Origin of the sequence: Paenibacillus sp. FSL E2-0201 (genome assembly GCF_037963325.1) — a bacterium.
GTDB lineage: Bacteria > Bacillota > Bacilli > Paenibacillales > Paenibacillaceae > Paenibacillus_AQ.
Map to the genome: position 1 here is coordinate 489,583 of NZ_CP150154.1, position 23,449 is coordinate 513,031.

The window sequence follows — 23,449 nt, forward strand, 5'->3', positions numbered from 1 at the left end:
ATAATCTACAACCTAGGAGGTCATAAGTGTGAGCAACTATTATTTCGAATCAGGTACATTTGTAATGGAGCAATTTGACGAGGGAAAGCCTTTTTCCAGTTTCCTGCCGGGTCTTGCCGGACTGAAGGGAATTCCGATGTGGACTTTTTATGTGAACCGCGGTCAGGCCATTTGCAGCTTCGGGGTACGCGATAAGAACTCGCCGATCATGGAATTCTCACCCGCAAATATCTCTTATAAGAACGTGGGGACGACCGGGTTCAGAACCTTTATCAAGATTAAAGGGGAGCAAGAGATTTATGAGCCGTTTCAATCGGCACGTCCAGATCCTGCAGCCAAGCGGATCATGACGATTTTGCCTAATGGGCTTACCATTGAAGAAAGCCATGCTGGGCATGGTCTGAAGACGACTGTACACTATTTCAATCTGCCAAATGACGATTATGCGGCATTGGTACGTCGGGTAGAGATTGAGAACATCGGTGGCAAAGAGATCGAGTTAGAACTGATGGATGGTCTGCCAGAAATCCTGCCCTACGGTGTAGAGAATAGTGGATACAAGGAAATAGGTAACCTGTTGCGCAGCTGGATGGATGTATACAATTTAGAGAATGGCATTCCGTTCTATAAGCTGCGTTCCAGCACTAATGATAGTGCGCAGGTTAGTGAAATCACCAATGGACATTTCTATCTGTCCTTTACGGGAGAAGGAGAAAAAGTCTCGCCAATTGTCGATTTCGAGCTAGTCTTTGGTGGCAACACCTCGCTTACGTACCCAGACCGCTTTGCGGGATTAACCCTTGCCGAACTGGGCGAGCTTCCGCAATACCCAGTCAACAAGGTTCCGTGCGGTTTTAGCGGAGTGGCAAGACGTTTAGCACCAGGTAGCAATCTGATCCTGAATACACTGGTTGGACATGTAAATGACATCGACAAAATCAATAAGAAGGCAGAGCAGTTATGCCGCGATGAATATATCATGTCTAAATCTCAAGAGGCCGCAGGACTAACGGAAGAATTAACGGAAGACATTGCCACTCACACTTCATCGGCTGTGTTTGATGCGTATTGCCGTCAATCCTATCTCGATAACTTCCTGCGCGGAGGCTATCCTTTTGTCTTCGACAATGGTGGGGATGGCTTTGTCGTTCACTTATACTCGCGTAAGCATGGTGACTTGGAGCGTGACTACAACTTCTTCTCTCTCGCCCCAGAATATTATTCACAGGGGAACGGAAACTTCCGTGATATGAATCAGAATCGGCGGAACGATGTGTTTTTTAATCCGAAGGTGGGTAGCTTCAACATCAAAATGTTCTATAGCTTGATACAAGCGGACGGTTACAACCCGCTGAGCGTACAAGGAACAACCTTTGAAGTGAAACCGGACAGTAAGACGCTAGCTGTGAAGTGGATCGAGGAGGCTGCGGCAGATCATCAAGCTGAGCTTGTAAAGCTGTGCAGCACTCGGTTCACACCAGGTAGTTTAGTGAACTATATTGCAGATCATAACGTTACCCTGAAGGTAAGCGAACAACAATTTCTGTCGGGGCTACTAGCCTTGTCGCAACAAAACATTGAGGCTGCTTTTGGTGAAGGCTTCTGGTCGGATCACTGGACATATAATATGGATCTGGTAGTTGGTTATTTGGATATCTTCCCTGACAAAAAGCAGGAGCTTCTGTTTGGGGATAACACCTATGCGTTCTATGACAGCCCGGCGTATGTGCTGCCACGAAGTGAGAAATATGTAATCAGTGATGGAAAGGCTCGGCAATATGGTGCACTTCTTGAGGATGAGGAGAAGCTGCACAAGCTGAAATGGAAAGCTGGAGATACCCATTGGCTGCGTACCGAAGGTGGACACGGTGCCATTTACCACACCAATCTGTTCGTGAAGATGCTGTCTCTTGCCTTGAATAAATTCGCTACACTTGACCCTTACGGTATGGGGATAGAGATGGAAGGCAATAAGCCGGGCTGGAACGATGCTATGAATGGACTGCCGGGATTGTTCGGCTCCGGAATGAGTGAGACTTTTGAGCTGAAACGTACCGTAGTCTTTTTGCTAGAGGCTCTGAAAGGCAAAGAGAACGTCCAAGGCGCTGTAGACTTGCCAGAAGAAATTGCACAGCTGCTTGAAGAGGTACATCGTGCGGTAACGGCTGTCCTAGCAGGAGATTTGGAACAATTCAATTATTGGGACATTGTAGCTTCAGCGCGTGAGGCTTATAGAGCACGTATTCGTTTCGGTATTACTGGGGCTGAGTCTGCAGTAGCCTTAGAATACATTCGTGAAGCCCTCTCCAAATTCTTAGTTAAAATCGACGAGGGGATCAACAAGGCGGTAGAACTCGGTAACGGACTTACCCCAACCTATTTCCGCTTTGAGGCGAAGAAATTCCAGCAGGTAACAGATGCTGAAGGTCAACCGGTACTTAGCGGATACGGTCTGCCAAAAGCTGTAGTGGAGGAGTTTGAGGTATATGCTTTGCCATACTTCCTTGAGGGACCTACTCGCTGGTTGAAGACGTTGAAAGATCCGGTGCAAGTCAAAGAAATCTACAATTTGATTAAGCAAACGGAGCTGTATGATCCGACTACGTCTATGTACCAAACCTCGGTTAGCCTAGAGGGAGAGTCTCATGAGATCGGGCGAATGAGAGCCTTCACACCAGGCTGGCTAGAGCGGGAGTCTAACTTCCTGCATATGTCCTACAAGTATTTGCTTGAGCTGCTGAAGGGCGGTCTATATGAGGAATTCTACGGCGAGCTGAAGACGTCGCTGGTGCCGTTCCTTGATCCTGCGGTTTATGGACGCAGTACACTGGAGAACTCATCTTTTATCGCAACTGGAGGGAATCCTGATCCCAATAACCACGGTAGAGGGTTCGTAGCAAGACTAAGTGGATCGACCGCTGAATTCCTCAGTATGTGGAGAACGATGATGGCCGGAAGCCATATTTTCAGAGTAGAAGATGGACAGCTTACGTTATCTTTGGGTCCGGTTCTACCGGGCTGGCTATTTGATGAACAAGGCAATCTTTCTTTCACATTCCTTGGTGGTACGGAAGTAACGTATTCGAACCCGCAACGTGAGAATACGTTTGGTGAGAAGAAGGCTGTTATTCAGAGCATGACGCTCGTCTATCACGATGGTACGGTGGCTGAAATTTCTGGAGCACTCGTTCGTGGGGAAGAGGCAGAGGCTCTGCGGCGTGGTGAGATCAAGCAAATTCGAGCAATAATGGCATAGAAAATAAGGGAGGGCCTAGGCCCTCCCTTATTTTTTTCTCCAAATATAAGAAAGTCTTTGAAGGACGCCGAAGGTGTTTTAGCTTGAACCCGAAAAATGGAACCTATAACCCGAAATTCAAAGCCTTACGGAGACAGGCAAAAGCAAATACAATAAATACATAGATATTGTAAGCGCTTCAGAAAAAGAAAAGATATGTAGCCTGGAGGTCCAAAGGATGGAGAACAAAAAAAGCGTGGAAGTAAGTCCAGCGATGAATCCGTTAATTCCTGGCAATTTCGAAACCGGTAAAGTAAATCGTAACTCGCTGTGGAGGAGATTTGTAGCCCAGCGTCATTTACAGACCATGGCCCTACTAGGCGTAGCCTGGATGATCATCTTCAACTACATTCCAATGTATGGAGTTATTATTGCCTTCAAAGAGTTCAATATCGTAAAATCAATTTCCGAAGCTCCATGGGTAGGACTAGCTCATTTCAAAGAATTCCTACAAGATGAAAGCTTGGTTGACGTTATTAGGAATACGTTAGGCATTAGCTTAATCAAGCTCTTTATCGGGTTTCCACTGCCGATTATATTCGCACTATTCTTGAACGAGGTTCGTTCGGTGAGATTCAAAAAGTGGATTCAGACGATTTCGTATTTACCTCACTTTCTCTCATGGGTTGTACTCGGCGGTATTCTAGCGACATGGCTAGCGGATATAGGGATTATCAATAACATCTTGTTAGCGCTAAATATCATTGATCAGCCGATTACCTATTTGGCCGAACCTAGCTACTTCTGGACGATTGTTATTTCCTCTGATATCTGGAAGGAACTTGGATGGTCAGCGATTATATATCTGGCAGCAATCTCTGGTGTATCTCCTGAAATGTATGAGGCGGCTACGATTGATGGTGCTGGAAGATTCCAGAAGATGTGGTTTGTTACGCTGCCGGCGATTAAATCGACGATCAGTATTCTCTTCATTCTTGCAGTCAGTGGTGTACTAAGCTCCAACTTCGATCAGATCTTGGTGCTACGTAACTCGTTGAATGATAGTGCAAGTAATGTAATCGATTATTATGTGTACTACACAGGGATTCTCTCAGGCCGCTTCTCCTATTCGGCTGCGGTTGGACTATTAAAATCGATTATCGCTCTAATCTTGCTGCTGATAGCTAACCAAGTGTCTAAAAAAATCAACGATACATCATTGTTCTAGGATAAGGAGGACCTACACATGTTTGCTCTCAATCGCAAAACGAAGGGCGAGGCCCTATTCGATATCGTCAACAATATCATTATGCTGTGTATTTGCTTCATAACGCTTTATCCGATCTGGTACGTACTCGTCAATGCCTTTAATGAAGGCACGGACGCTATGCGAGGTGGTATATACTGGTGGCCGCGGGTGTTCAGTCTAGGAAACTTCAAGGCAGTGTTCGACAGCCCTGGCATTATGCAGGCGATGTGGATTACCGTTGCCAAAACAGTGATCGGCACAGTCCTGCATGTATTTTTCACAGCGATGGTAGCCTATGCATTTTCTCGTAAAGGCTTGATTGGCGGAAAGTTTTACATGTTAATGGGTACTGTTACGCTCTTCTTCGCGGGAGGGTTGATCCCGAGCTTCTTGCTTATCAAAGACCTTCAGTTACTAGATAATTTCTTAGTGTATATCATTCCTGCGATGTTTAGCTTCTTCGATCTTATTATCTTCATGACCTTCTTCCGAGAGATCCCTGAAGGATTGGAGGAAGCGGCCCGGATTGATGGGGCTAATGATTGGTCCATCTTCCTACGAATTGTGCTTCCAGTGTCTATGCCTGTTATTGCGACCATTGCGCTGTTCCACGGCGTGTTCCAATGGAATGATTATTTTACAGGTATGATCTATATCAATAATACAGAGTTACAGCCGATTCAGACGTATCTGTTCCGCGTTGTAGCACAATCTAGTTCGACTCAAATGATGGTTGCTGCACAAGGTAGCGGTATGACAAGAAGCGTAACGTCACAGTCTATTAAGCTGGCGACGATGGTGGTCACCACACTTCCTATCGTGTTCGTATATCCTTTCTTACAACGCTACTTTGTTAAAGGCATGATGATCGGCTCCATTAAGGGCTGATCCTTAGTAAAGGTAACTCCTCCAGCAGCTCATCTCTATGAGCTCTGGGGTTGAGCTTATAATTAACAATCATAGAAAAGGGGTAAAGAATATGGGTATGAAACGCAAACCGAGAACAGCGATGGCTCTACTTCTGACAGCGGTTATGGCCTTGTCAGCTGCAGGCTGTTCCAGTGGAAATAACGCTAAAGGAAATTCGGATGGCACTAAAGAAACGAACACGGGGGCGACGGATACACCTGCTGCTACATTGTCTGCGGATGAACCAGGCTGGAAGATTGACACTTCACCGATTACGTTTGACTGGTACCTGAACTTCTCTTGGTTCCCCAACAAATGGGGTGTGGACCCAACTTCCCAATATGTAACTAAGAAAACCGGCGTTGATATTAATTTCATCGTTCCGGCTGGTAACGAGAATGAGAAGCTGAACACACTGATTGCCTCTGGTAAATTGCCAGATTTCATTACATTGGGCTTCTATGAAGATGCGATAAAGAAAATTATCGAAGGTGATCTTGCACTACCACTGAACGAGCTTGCTGATCAATATGATCCTTATTTCTACAAAGTATCCGATAAAGATAAGCTGAATTGGTACACTCAAGAAGATGGTAATGTGTACGGCTACCCGAACTCTTCTTCCTCTCCTGCCGACTATGAGAAATATGGAGAGAACTACGTATCCAACCAAGTATTCGCGGTACGTAAGGATATGTATGAAGCGATTGGCAGTCCTGATATGCGCACACCAGAAGGATTCTTGAATGCGCTTAAGTTAGCGAAAGAGAAATTTCCTGACGTAAATGGACAACCGCTAATCCCGCTTGGTCTGCATGAGTTTGGTGTAAACGGTAATGATTCTCTGGAAGGTTATCTTCAGAACTTCCTGGCGATTCCTAGAGAAAAAGATGGTCAGGTATATGCCCGTGAGACAGATCCTGAATATATCCGCTGGATGAAGACGCTTCGTCAAGCGAATCAGGATGGACTGCTTGCTAAAGATATCTTTATCGATAAACGTCCACAAATGGAAGAGAAGATCGCTCAAGGCCGTTATTTCGCGATGCTCTATCAACGTACAGACTTTGCAGCGCAACTAGGTACGATTTACCAACAAGATCCTAGCAAAACTTATATTGCTATTGATGGTCCTTCGAATACGAACTTGGATCAACCGACCCTTGACGGACCTGCGATCGCAGGCTGGACAGTGACGCTGATCTCCAAAGATGTGAAGGATAAAGCTCGCGCTATCCGCTTCCTAAGCTACTTGAACAGTGAAGAAGGTAATAAAGACTTGTTCCTCGGTGAAAAGGGTGTCAGCTACGAAACGATTGATGGCAAAGACCAATTTAAGCCTGAAGTGTTTGATCTAATGAATAAGGATCGTTCGGCATTTGATAAGCAATACGGATCTTCGTTCACCTACTGGATGATGCAGAACACGAATATCACGGATCAATGGGCACCTAAATCAGTAGAACCTTTTAAACAATTGGAAGATTGGACGAGAGGAAAAGCGACTAGTACTTCAACATTCCAACAGATTGATCCTACAGGTAACTCCCCTGAAGGCATCATTGCTACAAAGCTGAAAGAACTGCGTGGGAAGACGATTCCTAAGCTGCTTATGGCTTCTTCAGATGCTGAGTTCGATAAAATATGGACTGAGTATTTAGCGAAACAAAAGGATATAGGTGTAGATAAATTCCAAGCCTATCAACAGAAAAAGTATGAAGAGAACAAAGTGAAGCTCGCCCAATAAAATATAACCCAGAAGCCCGCTGATTGCGGGTTTTTGGGTTATTTTCAAACAAGAATAAGGTATAGTTGTTAAGTAAGTTAAGTATGTTAAGTATTCACGATATTAGCGAGGTGAACGTTGAAGAAGTGAAGAGGGAGAATTTGCGTGAGCGCAGCAGAGAAATATGGAATTCCTTCTTGTATTGGTGGGGGCGAAGGTCGCTGCAGAGTCGTTTGATTGCTGCCTATGTTTTTATTATTATAGGTCCGTGCTTGTTGGTGTCCGTCTATTTTTATGAGTCTATCAACAATACCTATTTCCGAGATGCTGTTGAGAAAAATGAATATTTGCTGCAAATGGAAAAATTGCATATCCACAATCAAATTGAAGCGATGGAGCGGGCAGCACAGATGGCGTATTCTGACTCGGATGTTAAAGACTTTCTTGCGAATGAGACTGAGCCGATGCTTGAAGATTTGGTTGATTTTAATACAAATGCTTATGTGAATATGACACGTATTCAATTTAATAATCCGAATATTGAGCATTTACGGCTGTATTCGAAAAGTAAAACGATGCATGAAATTTGGCCGATTTTATTTCGTGAAGAGCGAGTCTCTTCCGAGCCCTGGTACCAGAAAGCACAGCAGTTGGAGGGACAGGAGTACTGGTCTTTTCAAAGGAGTGATCCGGATCTGATGCAGAGATACTTGGGTGCACCGACTGAGAGTTTGCCGAAGGTTTCTTTACTACGTGAGATGAGTCGTCCTGCTGGCAACCATATTGGGATGGTTCAAGTAGATATGATGTTGAACCGCTTTACGCCAAAGACATATACCGATGTACGGGATAACCAGACACAAATGTTCCTTGTAGATGGTGAGCTCCAGCTATTTACTCGTCCGGATCAGTCTTTTCTTCAGGATAACGAGGAGATGGCCAGTGTTATTACTGAACGATACAAGAACTTCAGGGCTACTGGTGAATGGGATAGCAGTTATTCAGCCAACGGTAAATCTTATTTACTTATTAACACACCGCTGGAACGCATTGATGCTTATCTGTTAAATGTGGTCTCAACGGAGGGTGTTTTGAAGGATATCTCCCGTACACGCAACTTTATTATTGGAGCTAACATCGGATTTATTATTTTACTCACGTTGATCGCTTATGTGATGAATGCCTTTATTCTAAAAAATCTGCGCAGATTGACCGAAACGATGAAAAGCGTGCGCAGAGGTGAAGCCTATAGTGGAATTACGATTCGGGGTGGGGGAGAAGTCGGTGAGCTTGCCCATCATTTCTCTAAGCTAATGAATACAATTAATACGTTGGTCGCTCAGGCTGTGAGTAAGCAGGCATTGTCCAAAGAGGCTGAGCTGCGTACGCTGCATAATCAAATAGATGCACATTTTTTGTATAACACACTTGAAAATATTAAAATGCTTGCTGAAATTGAAAATCAACGAACGATATCAGACGCACTAACTTCGCTCGGTGGAATGATGCGTTATAATTTCAAATGGTCTGGGGAGTATGTGAAGCTTCGCGATGAAGTCCGCCATATTGAGAATTACATTGAAGTAATGAATATTCGTTTTGAGTACCCGGTTAAGCTTGTACTTCATATTGAACCTCGATATTTGGAGCTGGAGGTGCTGAAAATGTCACTGCAGCCTATTGTAGAGAACAGTGTTAAGCATGCTTGGAACGGTGAGAAAGAGAATTTAGAGGACCCGAACATTCATATTCATATTTCGGAAACGGAAGGTGATATTTCCATAGAGCTTCGTGATAATGGTATCGGTCTTACCCCAGAACGTCTAGTTGCTTTAAACGAGGCGATATATGCTAAGGATGAATGTTGTGACAGCTCTTGTGAACAGAAGAAGGATGTAAACCGAAGAGCAGGTGGCATAGGGCTACGGAATGTACACCAGCGTCTGCAAATCTTTTATGGCGAAGAATACGGGCTTGTAGTACAGAGCGAGGCAGGAAGTTGGACGATGGTACGTCTGACCTTGCCGAAAGTTCTTTTGACGGGAGAAAAACAACCATGAAGAAATTACTGATCGTTGATGATGAGAAAAATATCCGTGTAGGTCTGAAGATCATGATTGAAAGGGAATTTCCGTCCGCATATACGATCATAATGGCGAGCAACGGCGCAGAGGCGCTCGAGGTATTTAAGACAGACGGTGCAGATATTATTATTACGGATATTCGTATGCCGGTGATGGACGGAATTATGCTTTTGGAGCAGTTATCTGTAGAAGTTGGGAGCGAGAAAAGACCAGCAGTGGTAATCCTAAGTGGGTATGATGATTTCGAATATGCTAAATGTGCTATACGTTATCGTGTGAAGGATTATCTACTTAAGCCGATTCGCCGAGATGAGCTGTTCGAAATCTTGAAGCATATCCATAAGGAACTGGAAGAACAGGAGTTCAGTGTCAAGAAAATAGAGCGGGAAACAGAACAGTTTCGTAAAGAGCTACGCTCCAGCCGTTTGCGGGGACTGCTGCAGCAGCAGGAGGTTCAATTGGAGTCCGAGCAGCAAGCGGAGCTAGAGGGGTTGGAGGTTCCTTTTATAGTAGGTGTGCTGAATTACTACTATAATGATGGTACACGGATGAAATCTGCAGAAGTTCAGGGGCTCATCGAACGTTTGATGGGGCCGATTGAGAAGTGTTTTTTGGAAATTATAACGGACTGGGATGGCAGATTAGTCTTGATCGGGACTAGTACTCAGAGCTTTATGGAGCTGTCCCGTCAAGCTGGTGCTAGAGAAATAAACGGTTTATCAATCGGAATCAGCAGTGAGGGAAAAAGTCTCGAAGTACTTCGTTCTTGTTATAAGGAAGCGTGCCGGGCATTGCAGTATACTTTTTTATATCCGCAAGAAAATCTTTTGGATTATGAGGATGTCAGTCAAGAACGACGTAATTTTCCTTTGCCGAAGGAGGAGCTTCGGAAGCTGCTTAATATGCTTGGAACCGAACGTGAGAAGGAAATAAAGTACCTGCTGTCCGTTATTTTTCAGACTGAGCATTTGAAGGAACTGGAATTGTCTTATCTTGAGAACGTGGGTCAGAGTATCAATGAGCAGGTACTGGATGAAGTATTTCGGGTATATGGCGAAGCCTCAGTGGAGGTGCTAAAGCTATATCGTACGGTTGGTAATATGTATAACTATCGTCATTTCCATGATTATTATCGAGCGCTTGAGAATTTGCTCCTGAGTGTGAATGATTACATCTTAGGGGTACGGTCTGCTCATACGGAGCATGCTGATATGGAGGAAGCGCTGAATTATATTGAAACGAACTATGCTCGTCCACTAAATATGGCTATGGTTAGTAATCATGTGTCTTTGAATTATTCTTATTTTAGCGAAGCCTTCAAGGCATATACCGGTGAGAATTTTGTCATTTATTTAAAAAAGGTTCGTATCCGTCATGCAAAAGCACTGCTAGCGAAGGGATGTAGCAAGCTTGCCGAAGTCTCGGAAAAAGTAGGCTTTGAGAACAGTAAGCAATTTGCCCGTGTATTCAAAGAGTTGGAAGGGATCTCTCCAGGGGATTATAGAGCCAAAATACTGTCTGAAGATTTGTCGTAAATGACAGGACAAGTAGCTATAGCATATATATCATTGCTACGCTTGTAATCGTAGTGAACATTATGGGTGTCGTTAGAAGTGATCCTCCTATATAATGGCTGTGAGAAGCTTTGCTAGAATTAGCAACATGAGAGTTTGGAGGAATGAAGGGTGGAAGAAATTCAAGGGGATTTGATTACAGTTCAGACGCTGGCAGAAGATTTTCGGAGACTGGGTGTTCAGGCGGGGATGACGATTCTACTGCATTCGTCCTTCAAATCGCTAGGCCAATGGGTGGCAGGTGGGCCGGTTGCTGTTATTTTGGCGCTGGAGGAGGTTCTCGGAGAATCAGGCACACTTGTGATGCCGACTCATTCCAGCGATCTGACAGACCCTGCTGGCTGGAGTAACCCGCCGGTACCCGAGTCATGGTGGCAGACTATCCGGGAGCAGATGCCTGCTTATGATCCAGACCTGACTCCGCTGAGAGGGATGGGGATTATTCCAGACTCTTTTCGTAGACAAAAAGGGGTGAAGCGCAGCGATCATCCGATTCATTCATTTGCGGCTTGGGGCAAGCATAGAGATGAGATTGTATATGGTCACACCCTCGAATACGGTTTGGGGGAAGATTCTCCACTAGCTCGTATTTATGATCTGGGTGGAAGTGTGCTGCTGCTAGGTGTAGGAAATCTAAACAATACTTCATTACATCTTGCTGAATGCCGAGCCTTGTATGAAGGAAAGAAGGAAGTCATTGGCGGGGCACCCATGATGGTGGATGGTCATAGGCAGTGGGTGGAATTCAAGGAGCTAGATTGGAACTCTGACGATTTCGTTGAACTGGCTGAGCAATTCGGACAAGAGGCAGGGCTCATTACATATGGTCATATCGCCTCAGCTACAGCTCAACTGATTCCGCAACGTGAAATCGTTGACTTTGCAGTGAACTGGATGGAGCGAAACAGGAAGTAGACTATCTCTGGTTTTGGGAGTAGGAGGAGAAGCGGCGGATGAGTACTACAACGATATATTTAACGCGTCATGGGCAGACGGAATGGAATGTGCAGAATCGTATGCAAGGTCATATGGATTCTGCCCTCACGACACTTGGCGTACAACAGGCGGAATGGTTGAGCCGGGGAATGCAGGCTATAAATCTGGATGTCATTTATGCAAGCTCCAGTCCAAGAGCACTGCTTACAGCTGAGATTATACGTGGAGAGCGGGATGTTCCGCTGAAGATTTCCGATGCATTCAAAGAAATTGGCATGGGCGTATGGGAAGGTAGAGATTCTGCTGAACTGGCGGCTCAGTATTCGGACCAGCATCGTTATTTCTGGAAGGATCCCGACCAGTTTAAAGTGGAGGGCAGCGAGACCTTCGCAGAGGTGCAGACAAGAGCGCTAGAGAAGCTTCAGGAAATTCTCAAGGCTCATCAGGGTGAGGCGATCCTTATCGTAACGCATACGGTAGTGATCAAGCTCTTGATGGCTTATTTCGAGCGCAGAGAGTTGCCTAAGCTGTGGGATCTGCCTTACATATATCCAACCTGCTTATCCAGAATTGATTTTACGGATGGCGTGCCGGAGATCCTGTTGCATGGGGATACAAGTCATTATGAAGAGAATGAGACGGGGATGGAAAGTTAGGATAAATAGTTTTTTTGAAAAAAAGACGATCTCTTAGTGCCTGCTGCACTTAGAAAATCGTCTTTTTGTGCTATTTATTCATCGCTTGATGTGGAAGCTCTAGCCGCTCTAATCCGTCCATATATTTGCGTAGCGCCTGAGGGATGTAGATAGAACCATCCTCTTGCTGGTGATTCTCCAGCAGCGGGATCAGAATTCTTGGTGTAGCCACTGCGGTGTTATTTAAGGTATGGCAGTATTGTAAGCGACCATCCACATCTCGATAACGTATACCCGAACGGCGAGCTTGGAAATCGAGCAGATTAGAAGCTGAATGAGTTTCTCCGTATGCGTCTCTGCTTGGCATCCATGTCTCAATGTCATACTGCTTATGCGTCTTCAGGGACATATCCCCTGTGCAGACGGCCATGATCCGGTAGGGGAGCTCTAAGAGCTGGAGAATGTGCTCGGCATTTGCGAGGATCTCGTGTAGCATATGGTCTGACACACCTTCATCATTTCGGCATAAGACGACTTGTTCGATCTTCGAGAACTGATGAACGCGGTACAGACCCCGAACATCCCGTCCGGCGGATCCAACTTCACGGCGGAAGCAGGTCGACATTCCGGCCAGCCGCATGGGTGTATCTAGCTCTACAATCTCGTCGCTGTAGAGCGAAACTAGCGACACTTCCGATGTGCCTACCAGCCAGCGATTGTCTCCGCTTAGCTCATACGTCTGATCCATTCCACCGGGAAAGAATCCGGTTCGCTCCAGCGCTTCAGGGCGGACAATCACAGGAACATCCATCACGGTGAATCCGCGTGCAGTGAGCACATCTAGGGCTAGTCTCTGTACAGCGAGATGTAGCATCAGGCCAGCTCCCTTAAGCACATAGCTGCGAGGGCCGCCTGCTTTAACGCCACGGGCAATATCTATGATATCGTGAAGCTCACCTAGCTCCACATGATCACGAGGCGCAAAGCCGAATTCCGGCACCGCTCCGTTCAACCGCAGTTCTACATTATCGTTATCATCGTGGCCGATAGGTGTATCCTGCGACACTGGATTCGGCGCGAGCAGCATGAGCTCTTTACAGCGGCGTTCAGCCTCGTTCAGATCTGCTTCCAGCAGGTTCAGCCGATTATTGAGTTCCCGTACCTGTGCTTTGACGATCTCTCCAGCAGGGCGGTCACCCTTACGTAGTAATTGTTCGACCTCTTTGGTTAGCCCATTACGCTCGGCTCTCATTTGTTCAGTTTCTTGGCGCAGGCCCCGGCGCTTCTCATCCCATTCCAGTAATTCATCTAGTGGGAAGTCGATTCTTTTCCATGTGGCAGTGTTTCTTACAAGTTCCTGATTATCCTTGATCCAGTTCATTTCTAGCATATCGCTCGCTCCTTTTTGTTTAAAAGATAAGAAAGTGTAAGTTTCACACTTCACTTTATCCTTCTATTTCTCGCACAAACACTTACCGTCCTTATAAGGACGCCGAAGGTGTTTATGCTTGAAAAAACGCAAAAAACGCCCTCATCCATGGGACGAGGAGCGTCAGCTCGCGGTGCCACCCAGGTTGATCGAATCTCCTTAACAGCAGGAAAGAATCCGACCCTCTTTGGTCTTCGCGGTAACGGGCGAAACCCGGTGAACTTAGGGAGTCATTATAGGCTCCGGTCGCAGACGCCTCACGGTTGGATGCCGGTCATTGGCCTGATTCTTGGATTTAATATTGTTGTTTAGTATATCGCAAGAGTGGAATGAGTGCAAGCGTTTATGGTTTGACAATAATATCTAATCTGCGATAGGATTAGTATTAATTTAAAGTATTCCTGTCGGGATAAATATTTGCAGTGTGAGCTGCTTAAATGGGATGAAAGAGGTGGAGAAGTGGCTAAAATTGTTGTGATTAACGGAACGCCTTCCCTGGTATCGCGCATCAATGCAGTTATAGAGTATGCGGAGGCAAGCTTAACGGATCAGGGCTTTGAGGTTGAGCGTATTAACGTAGCAGAGCTGCCAGCGGAAGATTTGATTCATACCAAGTTTGAAAGTGATTCTATCGTTAAAGCGAACGGCCTTGTAGCCGAAGCAGATGCGGTAATCGTGGTTAGCCCGGTTTATAAAGCCTCTTATACAGGCGTGCTGAAGACCTTCTTGGACCTAGTTCCACAAAAGGGGTTGGCCGGCAAAATCGTACTCCCGCTCTTCATGGGTGGCAGTCTTGCACATCTTCTCACGATTGATTATGCTTTGAAACCTGTGTTGTCTGTACTCGGTGCACGTTACATTCTTGGTGGAGTGTATGCCGTGGATTCTCAGGTGGTTCGTAATGATCACGGAGTGGTAGAGCTTGCTGAGGAGCTGAAGCTGCGTCTGAATGATGCATTAGCTGAGCTTGCAGAAGAAACTACACATCGAGTAGAGCGTAAGTCTTAAGACTAAGCAGCAGGCATTCGTTTCGGATGGATTCATACCAAATATATAAGCGTCTCTTTCATACCTGATACAGGGGGGAAGGGACGCTTTTTGCTGTAGCAAAGAGGCCACCTCACTGTGAAAGTTGAGAATGGCCTCTTTTATTTAAAAAAATTATTTCAGTCTTACAAATCGTCGAATCCGTTATCGTCGCCAACCTTACCGTAGTTACGGGATTTAGCTTCGAAGAAGTCGGTTTTGGTGGCATTAAGAGCATCATCGGAGAAAGGCTTGATCCAAGGCATGCAGTTTACGTCAACGCCTTGGTAAGCTTTTTCCATACCCATCAAGGTTAAGCGTTTGTTCGCTGTATATTTGATGTAGTCGCTAAGCTCGTTAAGATCAATACCGCGGACATTAGTGAGGGTATAGTAAGCCCAGTTGGTTTCGAGCTCTACCGCGCGGTCGATCGTACGGTACACGTAATCCATGTTCTCCTTAGTGTTCAACTCAGGGAAATCTACAAGCAGCTGTTTAAATACTTCTGCGAAGAAGTAGCAGTGCTGATTCTCGTCACGTTGGATATAAGAGATCATTTGGCTGGTTGCCATCATCTTCTGGTCACGGGCCAGATTGTAGAAGAAGGCGAAGGTGCTGTAGAAGAAAATTCCTTCTAGGATGAGATCCGCTACCAGCGCATGGAAAAAGGTTTGTTTTGATGGATTATCACGGAACTCTTGATAAATATCGGAGATAAACTGATTACGCTCCAGTAGAACCGGATCCTTCTTCCAATATTCAAAAATCTCTTTCTGTTCACTATCCGACACAATAGAGGATAGAACATAGGAATAGGATTGGTTATGCACTACTTCCTGTTGTCCAATAATGGCAGAGATAGCTTCTAGTGAGGAGTCGGTAAAATAACGCTTCACGTCGCCGACGAACATCGTCTGCATCGAATCTAGCACGGCGAGCAGGGAGATATTAATCTTAAATACGCGTTGCTCTTCCGCATCCAGCATTGGGAATTGTTGCGCATCTTTGGACATTGGGATTTCATCCGCGATCCAGTGATTAAGCAGCAGTACCTTGTAGAGCTTGTACATATGCGGCATGCGGATATCGTTCCAGTTCAGAATGCCTGAGCATTCACCGTCGATGATGCGTGTGGACTGGTTAGGTGCTTCAGTATTAAAAATCTTTTGTAGTTGCATTTATTTTCCCTCCATTTTTTTGCGCGGGTAATCTTTCTTTGGTGTCTTGTTCATAGAAAGACGGTGATGGAGTAACGGAGAGGAAGTTTGGAGCTGTAGGAGCGTCAGCGACCGCCTTTGTCATCGGATGTCATCCGCTAATAGCGGTAAAGATCAAGACATCTGATGACAACAGCGGCCGGAAGCCCAAACATTCCTCGCAGTTACGAAATTCATCATCGTTTTTCTATTCAGGGCACTAAGATAATTAGCTAGCGCAAGAATCACACTCTTCTATTGTCAAAGCACGGCTACGCACATAATAAGTTGATTTCAATCCGCCCTTCCAGGCGTTTAGATGCAGTTCAAGGAACTCGGTAGCCTTGATGTCAGGACGAACATACAGGTTGAAGCTTTGACCTTGATCGACGTGACGCTGACGAGCAGAAGCCATGCGGATCGACCAGTTTTGGTCAATTGTGAAAGCTGTTTTATAGTACCAGATTGTCTTGTCGGACAGATCCGGTGCTGGGTTAGCGATCTTGTAAGTTGTTTTCTCTTCATAGGAAAGCAATTCATACAAAGGATCAATGCTGGCTGTGGAGCCGGCAATAATCGATGTGGAGCCGTTCGGTGCAATCGCGAACATCCATGCGTTACGAACACCGTCTTTAGCCACTTCTTCTTGCAGCTCGCGCCATTGTTCAGTGGTTACATATTTACCTTCTTGTTCACCGCTAACGTAGCCACGTGAAGTAAAGTATGCACCTGTCTCCCAATCGGAACCAGCGAACTTCGGATAACGGCCTTTTTCACGGGCAAGCTCCATGCTCGAACGTACCAACAGGTAGTTGATGTGTTCATACAAATGGTTGTTATATTCTACGGCTTCATCAGATTCCCAACGAATGCCCTTGAGTGCCAATAGGTGATGCAAGCCGAATGTGCCGAGACCCACTGCGCGGTACTGGCTGTTCGTGTATTGTGCTTGCAGAACTTCAATATTATTAATGTCAATTACGTTGTCCAACATACGTACTTGGATAGGTACAAGTCTTTCCAGCACACCAGCTGGAATCGCACGTGCCAAGTGAATCGAATTCAGGTTACAGACTACGAAATCGCCAGGGATTTTGGAGATAACAATCCGGGTCTTGCCATCTTTGGTTACTAACTCTTCCTGTTCAATAACGGTAGCGGATTGATTCTGCATAATTTCTGTGCACAGGTTGGAAGAGAAGACCATACCTTGGTGACGGTTCGGGTTCGTCCGGTTAACCGTATCACGGTAGAACATATATGGAGTACCTGTTTCAAGCTGTGATTTCATAATCCGTTTCATGATGTCAATCGCAGGAACTGTAATACGGGACAATTCCAGATTAGCAGTTGCTTCAGCATACTTATCACGGAAAGTGCCTTTACCAAGCTCTTCATCGTAGAAGTCTTCCAGACCAAGCGGACGACCATTCTCATCCGTCCAGCCCATAACCTTCTTCACTTCATGTGGGCAGAAGAGGTTCCAGTGGCTGCGCGATTCAACGGCTTCCATGAACAGATCCGGCAGGGTAACCCCGTGGAAAACGTCATGTGCACGCATACGCTCGTCGCCGTTGTTCAGCTTAAGATCGAGGAAAGCGAGAATATCTTTATGGAATACATCAAGGTAGACAGCGACAGCACCTTTACGTGTACCAAGCTGATCTACGCTGACTGCTGTATTGTTCAATTGGCGAATCCAAGGGATTACGCCGGAGCTAGTGTTTTTGTGACCACGGATATCCGAACCACGTGCCCGTACTTTACCAAGGTAGACGCCGATGCCGCCGCCCATTTTGCTAAGACGTGCTACGTCTGTATTGGAATCAAAGATGCCCTCAAGGGAATCGTCTACTGTATCGATGAAGCAGCTGGAGAGCTGTCCAGCGACCTTTTTGCCGGCATTGGACATGGTAGGGGTAGCAGCTGTCATGTAGATGTTGCTCATGGCCCAGTAAGCTTCTTTTACAAGCTCAAGACGTTTCTCGGCTGGCTCACGGTGCATCAGGTACATAGCGATAATCATGTAACGTTCTTGCGGAAGCTCCATCACACGACCGTCAAAATCATGCGCCAAATAACGGTCGGATAGCGTAAGCAGACCAATGTAATCGAACAGAAGGTCGCGCGTATAATCGATGCATCCACCTAGCTCAACGATTTGTTCTTTAGTGTAGTGAGTTAGAAGCTCTTCACGGTAGATTCCTTTTTTTACGAGATCCGTAATTAGCGGGTACAACTCACCGTAAGGCTCTTCTGGATAAGCTTTATAGCGGCGATGAACGGCTGCTTTTTTATAAAGAGTAGTCAGAAGGGCACGGGCAGCTGCAAACTTCCAAGTAGGCTCTTCCTTTGTTACAAGCTCTAGAGCACTCATAGTGAAGGCGTTGCTGATTTCTTCTCCGCTTACGGAGTCACGGCGCAATTTGGAAATTACTCCCCGCAGCAAAGTTTCTTTATTTAGTTGATCAAGACCTTCCAAGATACGGTCGGCGTAGACAGAAAGGCGCTTCTCATCAAAAGCCAGTTGGCGATTGTCTGGTTTTACTACGAATTGTGGCATGGTTATTTCATCCCTTCTTATTTTGGGTTAATTTTGAATATCAAAAATTGATATATTATAGCGCAGTAGGCTGCCACAGAAAGACCTCCGAGCCGTTCATGCTGGCCGGAATGTCGATTATGCGTTGGTTAGAGCTTCCTCGGTAAGGAAGTGTAGTATCTTTCAGTTCTTCTATAAATCGTCCATCTATTAACACCTGACACTGCGTAAGTAGATTCCACTCCGGCGAACCGGGAAGGGCGATTAGTTCCTCATACGTATAACCACTGTAAATCCAGATATTAAAGCCTGGGAGCACGACGCGGAGCTCATGAATGAATCCCAGAACCTCCTCAGCCGAGAAAAAAGGATCACCACCGGCCAGTGTTAAACCATCAAGCAGTGGATTAGCGGCAATTTCTGCAATAATTTCGTGTTGACGTTCCAGGGTGAAGACTTCACCGTATTTAAAATTCCACGTCTCGGGATTAAAACATCCCGGGCAACGATGGCGGCAGCCGCTGAGGAAGAGGACGGCCCGCATGCCCTCTCCCTCGTTAATCGACTCCGGATAGTAACCGCAAATATTCATAGATGCTTAACGCGGTCTCTCACTTCAGCTTGCTTGGCGGCATTAAAGCGGGTCTGGTAGTCGCCGGTTAAATAACCTGTAACTCTACGCAAACGGCGGATATGAACATCCTTCTCATGCACGCCGCAGGAAGGACAGTTTGTCCCGATTACGCCTTCGTATCCGCAGCCGGAGCAGCGGTCAATCGGGTGGTTAATGCTGAAATAGCTGACCTGCTGTTCTAGTGCGTATTTAATGATTTTGATAAAAGCGGACGGATTACTGCGGGCATTGCCATTTAATTCGACATAAGAAATAGCCCCGGCATTGCAGTATTCATGGAAAGGAGCTTCCAAGCTGATCTTCTGAGCAGCGCCTAGATCGTAGTATACAGGGATGTGGAAAGAGTTCGTATAATACTCACGGTCAGTTACACCCGGAATAGAACCCAGTACCTTGCGATCAATCTTGGTGAATTTGCCGGACAAGCCTTCGGCTGGTGTTGCGAACAAAGTGATGTTGAGATTCAGTTCCTCACTTTTAAGGTCGCAATACTCCCGCATATGACGCACGATAGCGACTGCTTTGGCGTGGACGTCCATATCCTCGCCGTGGTGTTTGCCATACATGGCTTTCATGCATTCCGCCATACCGATGAAGCCAAGCGAAAGACTACCATGCTTCAGCAGTTCGCCTACAGAGTCTTCAGGAGCGAGATGTTCGCCGCCTTCCCAGACGCCTTCTCGCATCATGAAATCGGACGCTTTAGCTTTTTGCGCGGCTTGGATGTTGAAACGATGAAGAAGTCCTTCCAGCGCAATATCCATATAATGATTTAGATCTTCATAGAAGCCAGCTTCGTCTGCGACGGTACGTCGGCCCGTTACTGTGCCGTGTGCCAGACCGAGTCGAACCAGATTCAGTGTATTAAAGGAAAGGTTGCCCTTTCCGGAGCAATGATTACGCCCAAAACGGTCACCGAGCACGCGGGTGCGGCAGCCCATTGTAGCAAATTCCGTATCAGGATCACTTGGATCATAATACTGCAAGTTGAGCGGAGCGTCCAGATTAGCGAAGTTCGGATATAGTCTGCGTGCAGAACATTCCGCTGCTTTTAGGAACAATTCATAGTTCGGATCACCTTGCTGTTGATTGACGCCTTGCTTGCATTTGAAGATTTGAATCGGGAACACAGGTGTCTCTCCGCTGCCAAGTCCGTTCATCGTTGCTGTTAGCAGGGAGCTGATCACAAGCTGACCTTCTGGTGAAGTACAAGTCCCGTAGTTAATGCTGGTGAACGGAATTTGCCCACCGGATCGGCTGGACATGGTATTCAGATTATGTACCATACTTTCAGCCGCTTGCAGGGTTTCAATCTCGGTCTCTTTTAGTGCAAAACGGAACGCTTTTGGATATAACTCCGCCAGATCGGTCCGGCTCATCGTAATCTCGCCCAAAGATTCATCAGCTTGTCCTTCTTCAAAATAATCCAGACCCTTGCGGAATAGCTTAGCGAAGGATTTGGTTACATAAGGGGCTAGATCATAGTCGAGCTTATTAGCGGATACACCGCCATATTGAGCATTTTGCTGGGATTGAAAAATGATTGCTACCAGTGACATAGCCGTCATTATGGAGTTTGGAGGACGAACACTGCCGTTGCCGGTGTTGAAGCCTTCGCGGAGAAGTTTATCAAACGGGATAAAAATACAGTTCGTCGTTCCGATCGCGTATTGATCCAGATCATGCACATAGACGACATTGTCATCAATGGCCTGCACTAGCTGCGGTGGCATCGTAAAGTTGCGGGCATACCATTTTGAATATTCACTGCCGAACTTGCTCATTTTACCGGAGAAACTCTCTCCGTTCAAATTGGCATTCTCGCGCAGTAAGTCCAAATCCCGACTGTCGATAATATCGCGCCCTAAATCAATGAGCTCTTCTAAAAGAACTTCTCGTGCATTTGTTGTACCGTTAAATTGTCTCTCCAACAACGTCATTGTATAGCTCTCCTCTCAGTCTATCGTCCTATCATTAAGAAGCCCGACCGCATAAGCGGCCGTATATTCATTCTGATCTCATAAAAAAAGCATCCCCTAGCGAGGATGGCAGAAAATGCCCGATGCGTTATGTAAATATCCACACGGATATTTGCGGTGGTCTCTCAGAAGATGACCGCATGCGGACACCGTTCCTGTTCCTCGCAGGCACTCATAGTTGGTGTCGTCGAAACAGGCAGGTCTCCTGGCTTCCGCAGGATCTCTCAGCGCCTTCCCAAGGGGTTCGTAACCCTCAGTGGCTTCTGCTGGGAGATCTGTCCGTCTTAAGCTTCTAAAAGCTTGTGAAGGACATCCGGTTACAGTGGCGGGACCGCAGCGGAATCTCACCGCACTTCCCTATTAAGCTCTAATTCAAATAAAGGATCAAAGCACCTGTCTCCACTATATTTTGTTGTGATTAGATAAAAATAACCCAAGATGTTGTGTTTGTAAACAGTTTTTTAGAAAACCCAAGCGGGGAGCGGCTTCTTTAAAAGTACTCCACAAATGATCCACAGGCTGTCCATAAGTAATCCACAATTGATCCACAGGCAGATGGAAAATGATTCATAAATTGTCCGAAAAGATGCCACAAATAGTCCATAAATGTAGTGCAGACGACCCTAGAATTCATGTAAGAGAAAGTACTCGTGGCGAAAGCTGTATTTCGGAGTACTTGGGGGGAAAGAAGGGGCATAATAATGCGGGCATCATTTGTGGGAGAGCGGTGGAGTTGTTACAATAGATGGAGACACACTTTAAAATTCGAAGGAGGTATTCCCATGCCTATTGCTGAAGTAACCGTTATTCCGATTGGAACAGGCAGTACCAGCCTTAGCAGTTATGTTGCGGATATGCAGCGAGTGCTGCAGACGGTAGAAGGAATTACTTATGAGCTTACATCGATGGGTACAATCATTGAAGGACCTCTCCAACGTATATTTGCAGCGGTGGAAGCATTGCATGAGTCTCCTTTTGCCGCAGGTGCAGAACGTGTCTCTACCTCGCTTAAAATAGACGACCGCCGCGATAAGCCCTCCACTAGCCGCGGAAAGCTGGAGTCTGTGGAGCGTAAGCTACAGGTGGAGTAGCAGCAGTCTAGGAGAGTAGAAAACAGGGAGAAATAGACTTGCGTTTCTAGCTGAAAGTTGTATAATGTTTTTTGTTTGACAGAAAATTAGCTATAAGCTGGTGTAGCTCAGGGGTAGAGCAACGCACTCGTAATGCGTAGGCCGGGGGTTCAATTCCCTTCACCAGCATATTTTCCGCTATATCAACGTTGTCAGCGTTAAATGTTGTTTTCCGGACGTTAATTCGTCGGTGCGTACCTGCTGATATACGGTTAAATATGAAGCCTCCTACGGAAAACTGTGGGAGGCTTTGTTATGTACATTTAATCACTCTACCTAATCATAATCACGGAAGCACTACGCTGACACCAGCGGGCGGTCGTACGTACGGAGTCTCTTAATATATCTTTCATAATGTAGAACTGTTGGGTATAATTGGAATAATGCTATCCTTAGGAGGTTCATACGTATGAAGAAGAAAATAGTAGGGATTGCAGCTGCAGCGCTGTTGCTCGGAGGATCAATAGGATTTGCAGCAAGCTCGTCAATAATTGGCGCTAAAGTTACCGGACTGTATACGATAAAGCAAGACGGAAAGAAGATTGCGGACGCAGCTATTATAAACGGATCAGCTTACGTACCCGTGCGCACGATATCCGAAGCGACTGGAACGGACCTGACAGTAGAAGGGAAGACAATAATACTGGAGAGTAAAGTAACGGAGAAGCCCGCGGCAATATCTGAGACTGACACAACGGCTGCAGATCGGACAGGAACACCAAAGGCAATCATTGAGGCGGCTAAACTCCGGGAAAGATTAGCAGTGGCAGAATCCAGCGTGCAATTTCTCAAAGAAGCGATCCAACAAGCGGAAGCTACTGCGGCCGATCTAACAAGCACAGCGGACCAAGAAGCTCGCAGAAGCTATATCGCCGATTTGAATAAACGCCTTGTGTACACGGAAACAGAAATTGCGCAGATCAAGGAGCAGCTTGGTGAATAAAGCACTGGTGCATGTTGAACCAAAGCCTCTATATGTTGGATCTGAGATGCACCTACCATAAGCATGATACTACGGCCATCCTTCGGGTGGTCTTTTTGTTATGTACATTTTTCCTTTTAATAGGTTTAATTAATCATATAGTTAAAGGGGATATTACTATGAACTCATTAAGCGCGAACCAGTTAACTGCGGTATTCCGGGAATTCGGAGACCACGCTTTTC

General features: G+C 46.0%; 17 protein-coding genes, 1 tRNA gene and 1 riboswitch. Of the genes, 13 read left to right on the forward strand and 5 right to left on the reverse strand.

Features of this window, described 5'->3' with window-relative positions; translation table 11 throughout:
- Positions 1 to 28 precede the first annotated feature (28 nt).
- The 8 genes from NSU15_RS02235 (at position 29) to NSU15_RS02270 (ending at position 12,369) form a co-directional block, all read left to right on the forward strand.
- Entirely contained in the window at positions 29 to 3,256 is a 3,228-nt protein-coding gene (locus NSU15_RS02235; RefSeq protein WP_339288965.1) for a cellobiose phosphorylase, read from the forward strand.
- A 217-nt stretch (positions 3,257 to 3,473) separates the two neighbouring features.
- A complete protein-coding gene (locus NSU15_RS02240; protein WP_081389681.1) occupies positions 3,474 to 4,463 on the forward strand; it encodes an ABC transporter permease subunit in 990 nt (329 codons plus the stop codon).
- A gap of 18 nt (positions 4,464 to 4,481) precedes the next feature.
- Complete coding sequence (locus NSU15_RS02245; RefSeq protein ID WP_042123720.1) at positions 4,482 to 5,372, forward strand: carbohydrate ABC transporter permease; 891 nt, start codon at positions 4,482 to 4,484, stop codon at positions 5,370 to 5,372.
- Between the two features lie 91 nt (positions 5,373 to 5,463).
- The gene (locus NSU15_RS02250; RefSeq protein ID WP_339288967.1) at positions 5,464 to 7,140 is read left to right on the forward strand and encodes an extracellular solute-binding protein; all 1,677 of its coding nucleotides are present in this window, start codon (positions 5,464 to 5,466) and stop codon (positions 7,138 to 7,140) included.
- A 110-nt stretch (positions 7,141 to 7,250) separates the two neighbouring features.
- A complete protein-coding gene (locus NSU15_RS02255) occupies positions 7,251 to 9,179 on the forward strand; it encodes a histidine kinase (RefSeq protein ID WP_339288969.1) in 1,929 nt (642 codons plus the stop codon).
- The gene (locus NSU15_RS02260) at positions 9,176 to 10,738 is read left to right on the forward strand and encodes a response regulator (protein ID WP_339288971.1); all 1,563 of its coding nucleotides are present in this window, start codon (positions 9,176 to 9,178) and stop codon (positions 10,736 to 10,738) included. The genes NSU15_RS02255 and NSU15_RS02260 overlap by 4 nt, the downstream gene beginning before the upstream one ends.
- Positions 10,739 to 10,888: 150 nt before the next feature.
- Positions 10,889 to 11,692, forward strand: coding sequence for an AAC(3) family N-acetyltransferase (locus tag NSU15_RS02265; RefSeq protein ID WP_339288972.1), 804 nt, complete (start codon positions 10,889 to 10,891; stop codon positions 11,690 to 11,692).
- A 38-nt stretch (positions 11,693 to 11,730) separates the two neighbouring features.
- The gene (locus NSU15_RS02270; RefSeq protein ID WP_076116632.1) at positions 11,731 to 12,369 is read left to right on the forward strand and encodes a histidine phosphatase family protein; all 639 of its coding nucleotides are present in this window, start codon (positions 11,731 to 11,733) and stop codon (positions 12,367 to 12,369) included.
- A 70-nt stretch (positions 12,370 to 12,439) separates the two neighbouring features.
- Here the strand turns inward: NSU15_RS02270 and serS are convergent, their stop codons facing one another.
- A complete protein-coding gene (gene serS / locus NSU15_RS02275; protein ID WP_339288973.1) occupies positions 12,440 to 13,738 on the reverse strand; it encodes a serine--tRNA ligase in 1,299 nt (432 codons plus the stop codon).
- A gap of 147 nt (positions 13,739 to 13,885) precedes the next feature.
- On the opposite strand from serS, the gene NSU15_RS02280 reads away from it, so the two are divergent.
- A complete protein-coding gene (locus NSU15_RS02280; protein ID WP_339288975.1) occupies positions 13,886 to 14,089 on the forward strand; it encodes a hypothetical protein in 204 nt (67 codons plus the stop codon).
- A gap of 147 nt (positions 14,090 to 14,236) precedes the next feature.
- Positions 14,237 to 14,785 carry an NADPH-dependent FMN reductase gene (gene ssuE / locus NSU15_RS02285; protein ID WP_339288977.1) on the forward strand — a complete coding sequence of 183 codons (549 nt, stop codon included), beginning with the start codon at positions 14,237 to 14,239 and terminating at the stop codon, positions 14,783 to 14,785.
- A 164-nt stretch (positions 14,786 to 14,949) separates the two neighbouring features.
- Here ssuE and NSU15_RS02290 read toward each other — a convergent pair whose 3' ends face one another.
- The 4 genes from NSU15_RS02290 to NSU15_RS02305 form a co-directional block, all read right to left on the reverse strand.
- Entirely contained in the window at positions 14,950 to 15,981 is a 1,032-nt protein-coding gene (locus NSU15_RS02290; RefSeq protein ID WP_042123735.1) for a ribonucleotide-diphosphate reductase subunit beta, read from the reverse strand.
- A 247-nt stretch (positions 15,982 to 16,228) separates the two neighbouring features.
- Complete coding sequence (locus NSU15_RS02295) at positions 16,229 to 18,562, reverse strand: ribonucleoside-diphosphate reductase subunit alpha (RefSeq protein ID WP_339288979.1); 2,334 nt, start codon at positions 18,560 to 18,562, stop codon at positions 16,229 to 16,231.
- Positions 18,563 to 18,617: 55 nt separating this feature from the next.
- The gene (gene nrdG, locus NSU15_RS02300) at positions 18,618 to 19,133 is read right to left on the reverse strand and encodes an anaerobic ribonucleoside-triphosphate reductase activating protein (protein WP_339288981.1); all 516 of its coding nucleotides are present in this window, start codon (positions 19,131 to 19,133) and stop codon (positions 18,618 to 18,620) included.
- Positions 19,130 to 21,115, reverse strand: coding sequence for an anaerobic ribonucleoside triphosphate reductase (locus NSU15_RS02305; protein ID WP_339288983.1), 1,986 nt, complete (start codon positions 21,113 to 21,115; stop codon positions 19,130 to 19,132). The genes nrdG and NSU15_RS02305 overlap by 4 nt, the downstream gene beginning before the upstream one ends.
- A gap of 216 nt (positions 21,116 to 21,331) precedes the next feature.
- Positions 21,332 to 21,566, reverse strand: a riboswitch (cobalamin riboswitch).
- A 370-nt stretch (positions 21,567 to 21,936) separates the two neighbouring features.
- Between NSU15_RS02305 and NSU15_RS02310 the strand changes: the two genes are divergently transcribed.
- The 3 genes from NSU15_RS02310 (at position 21,937) to NSU15_RS02320 (ending at position 23,227) form a co-directional block, all read left to right on the forward strand.
- A complete protein-coding gene (locus NSU15_RS02310) occupies positions 21,937 to 22,245 on the forward strand; it encodes an MTH1187 family thiamine-binding protein (protein ID WP_042123742.1) in 309 nt (102 codons plus the stop codon).
- 96 nt (positions 22,246 to 22,341) lie between these two features.
- Positions 22,342 to 22,413 (forward strand) — tRNA-Thr (locus tag NSU15_RS02315).
- Between the two features lie 280 nt (positions 22,414 to 22,693).
- Positions 22,694 to 23,227 (forward strand): hypothetical protein, encoded by a 534-nt coding sequence (locus NSU15_RS02320; RefSeq protein WP_339288985.1) that lies wholly within the window; start codon positions 22,694 to 22,696, stop codon positions 23,225 to 23,227.
- The last annotated feature ends 222 nt before the right edge of the window (positions 23,228 to 23,449 follow it).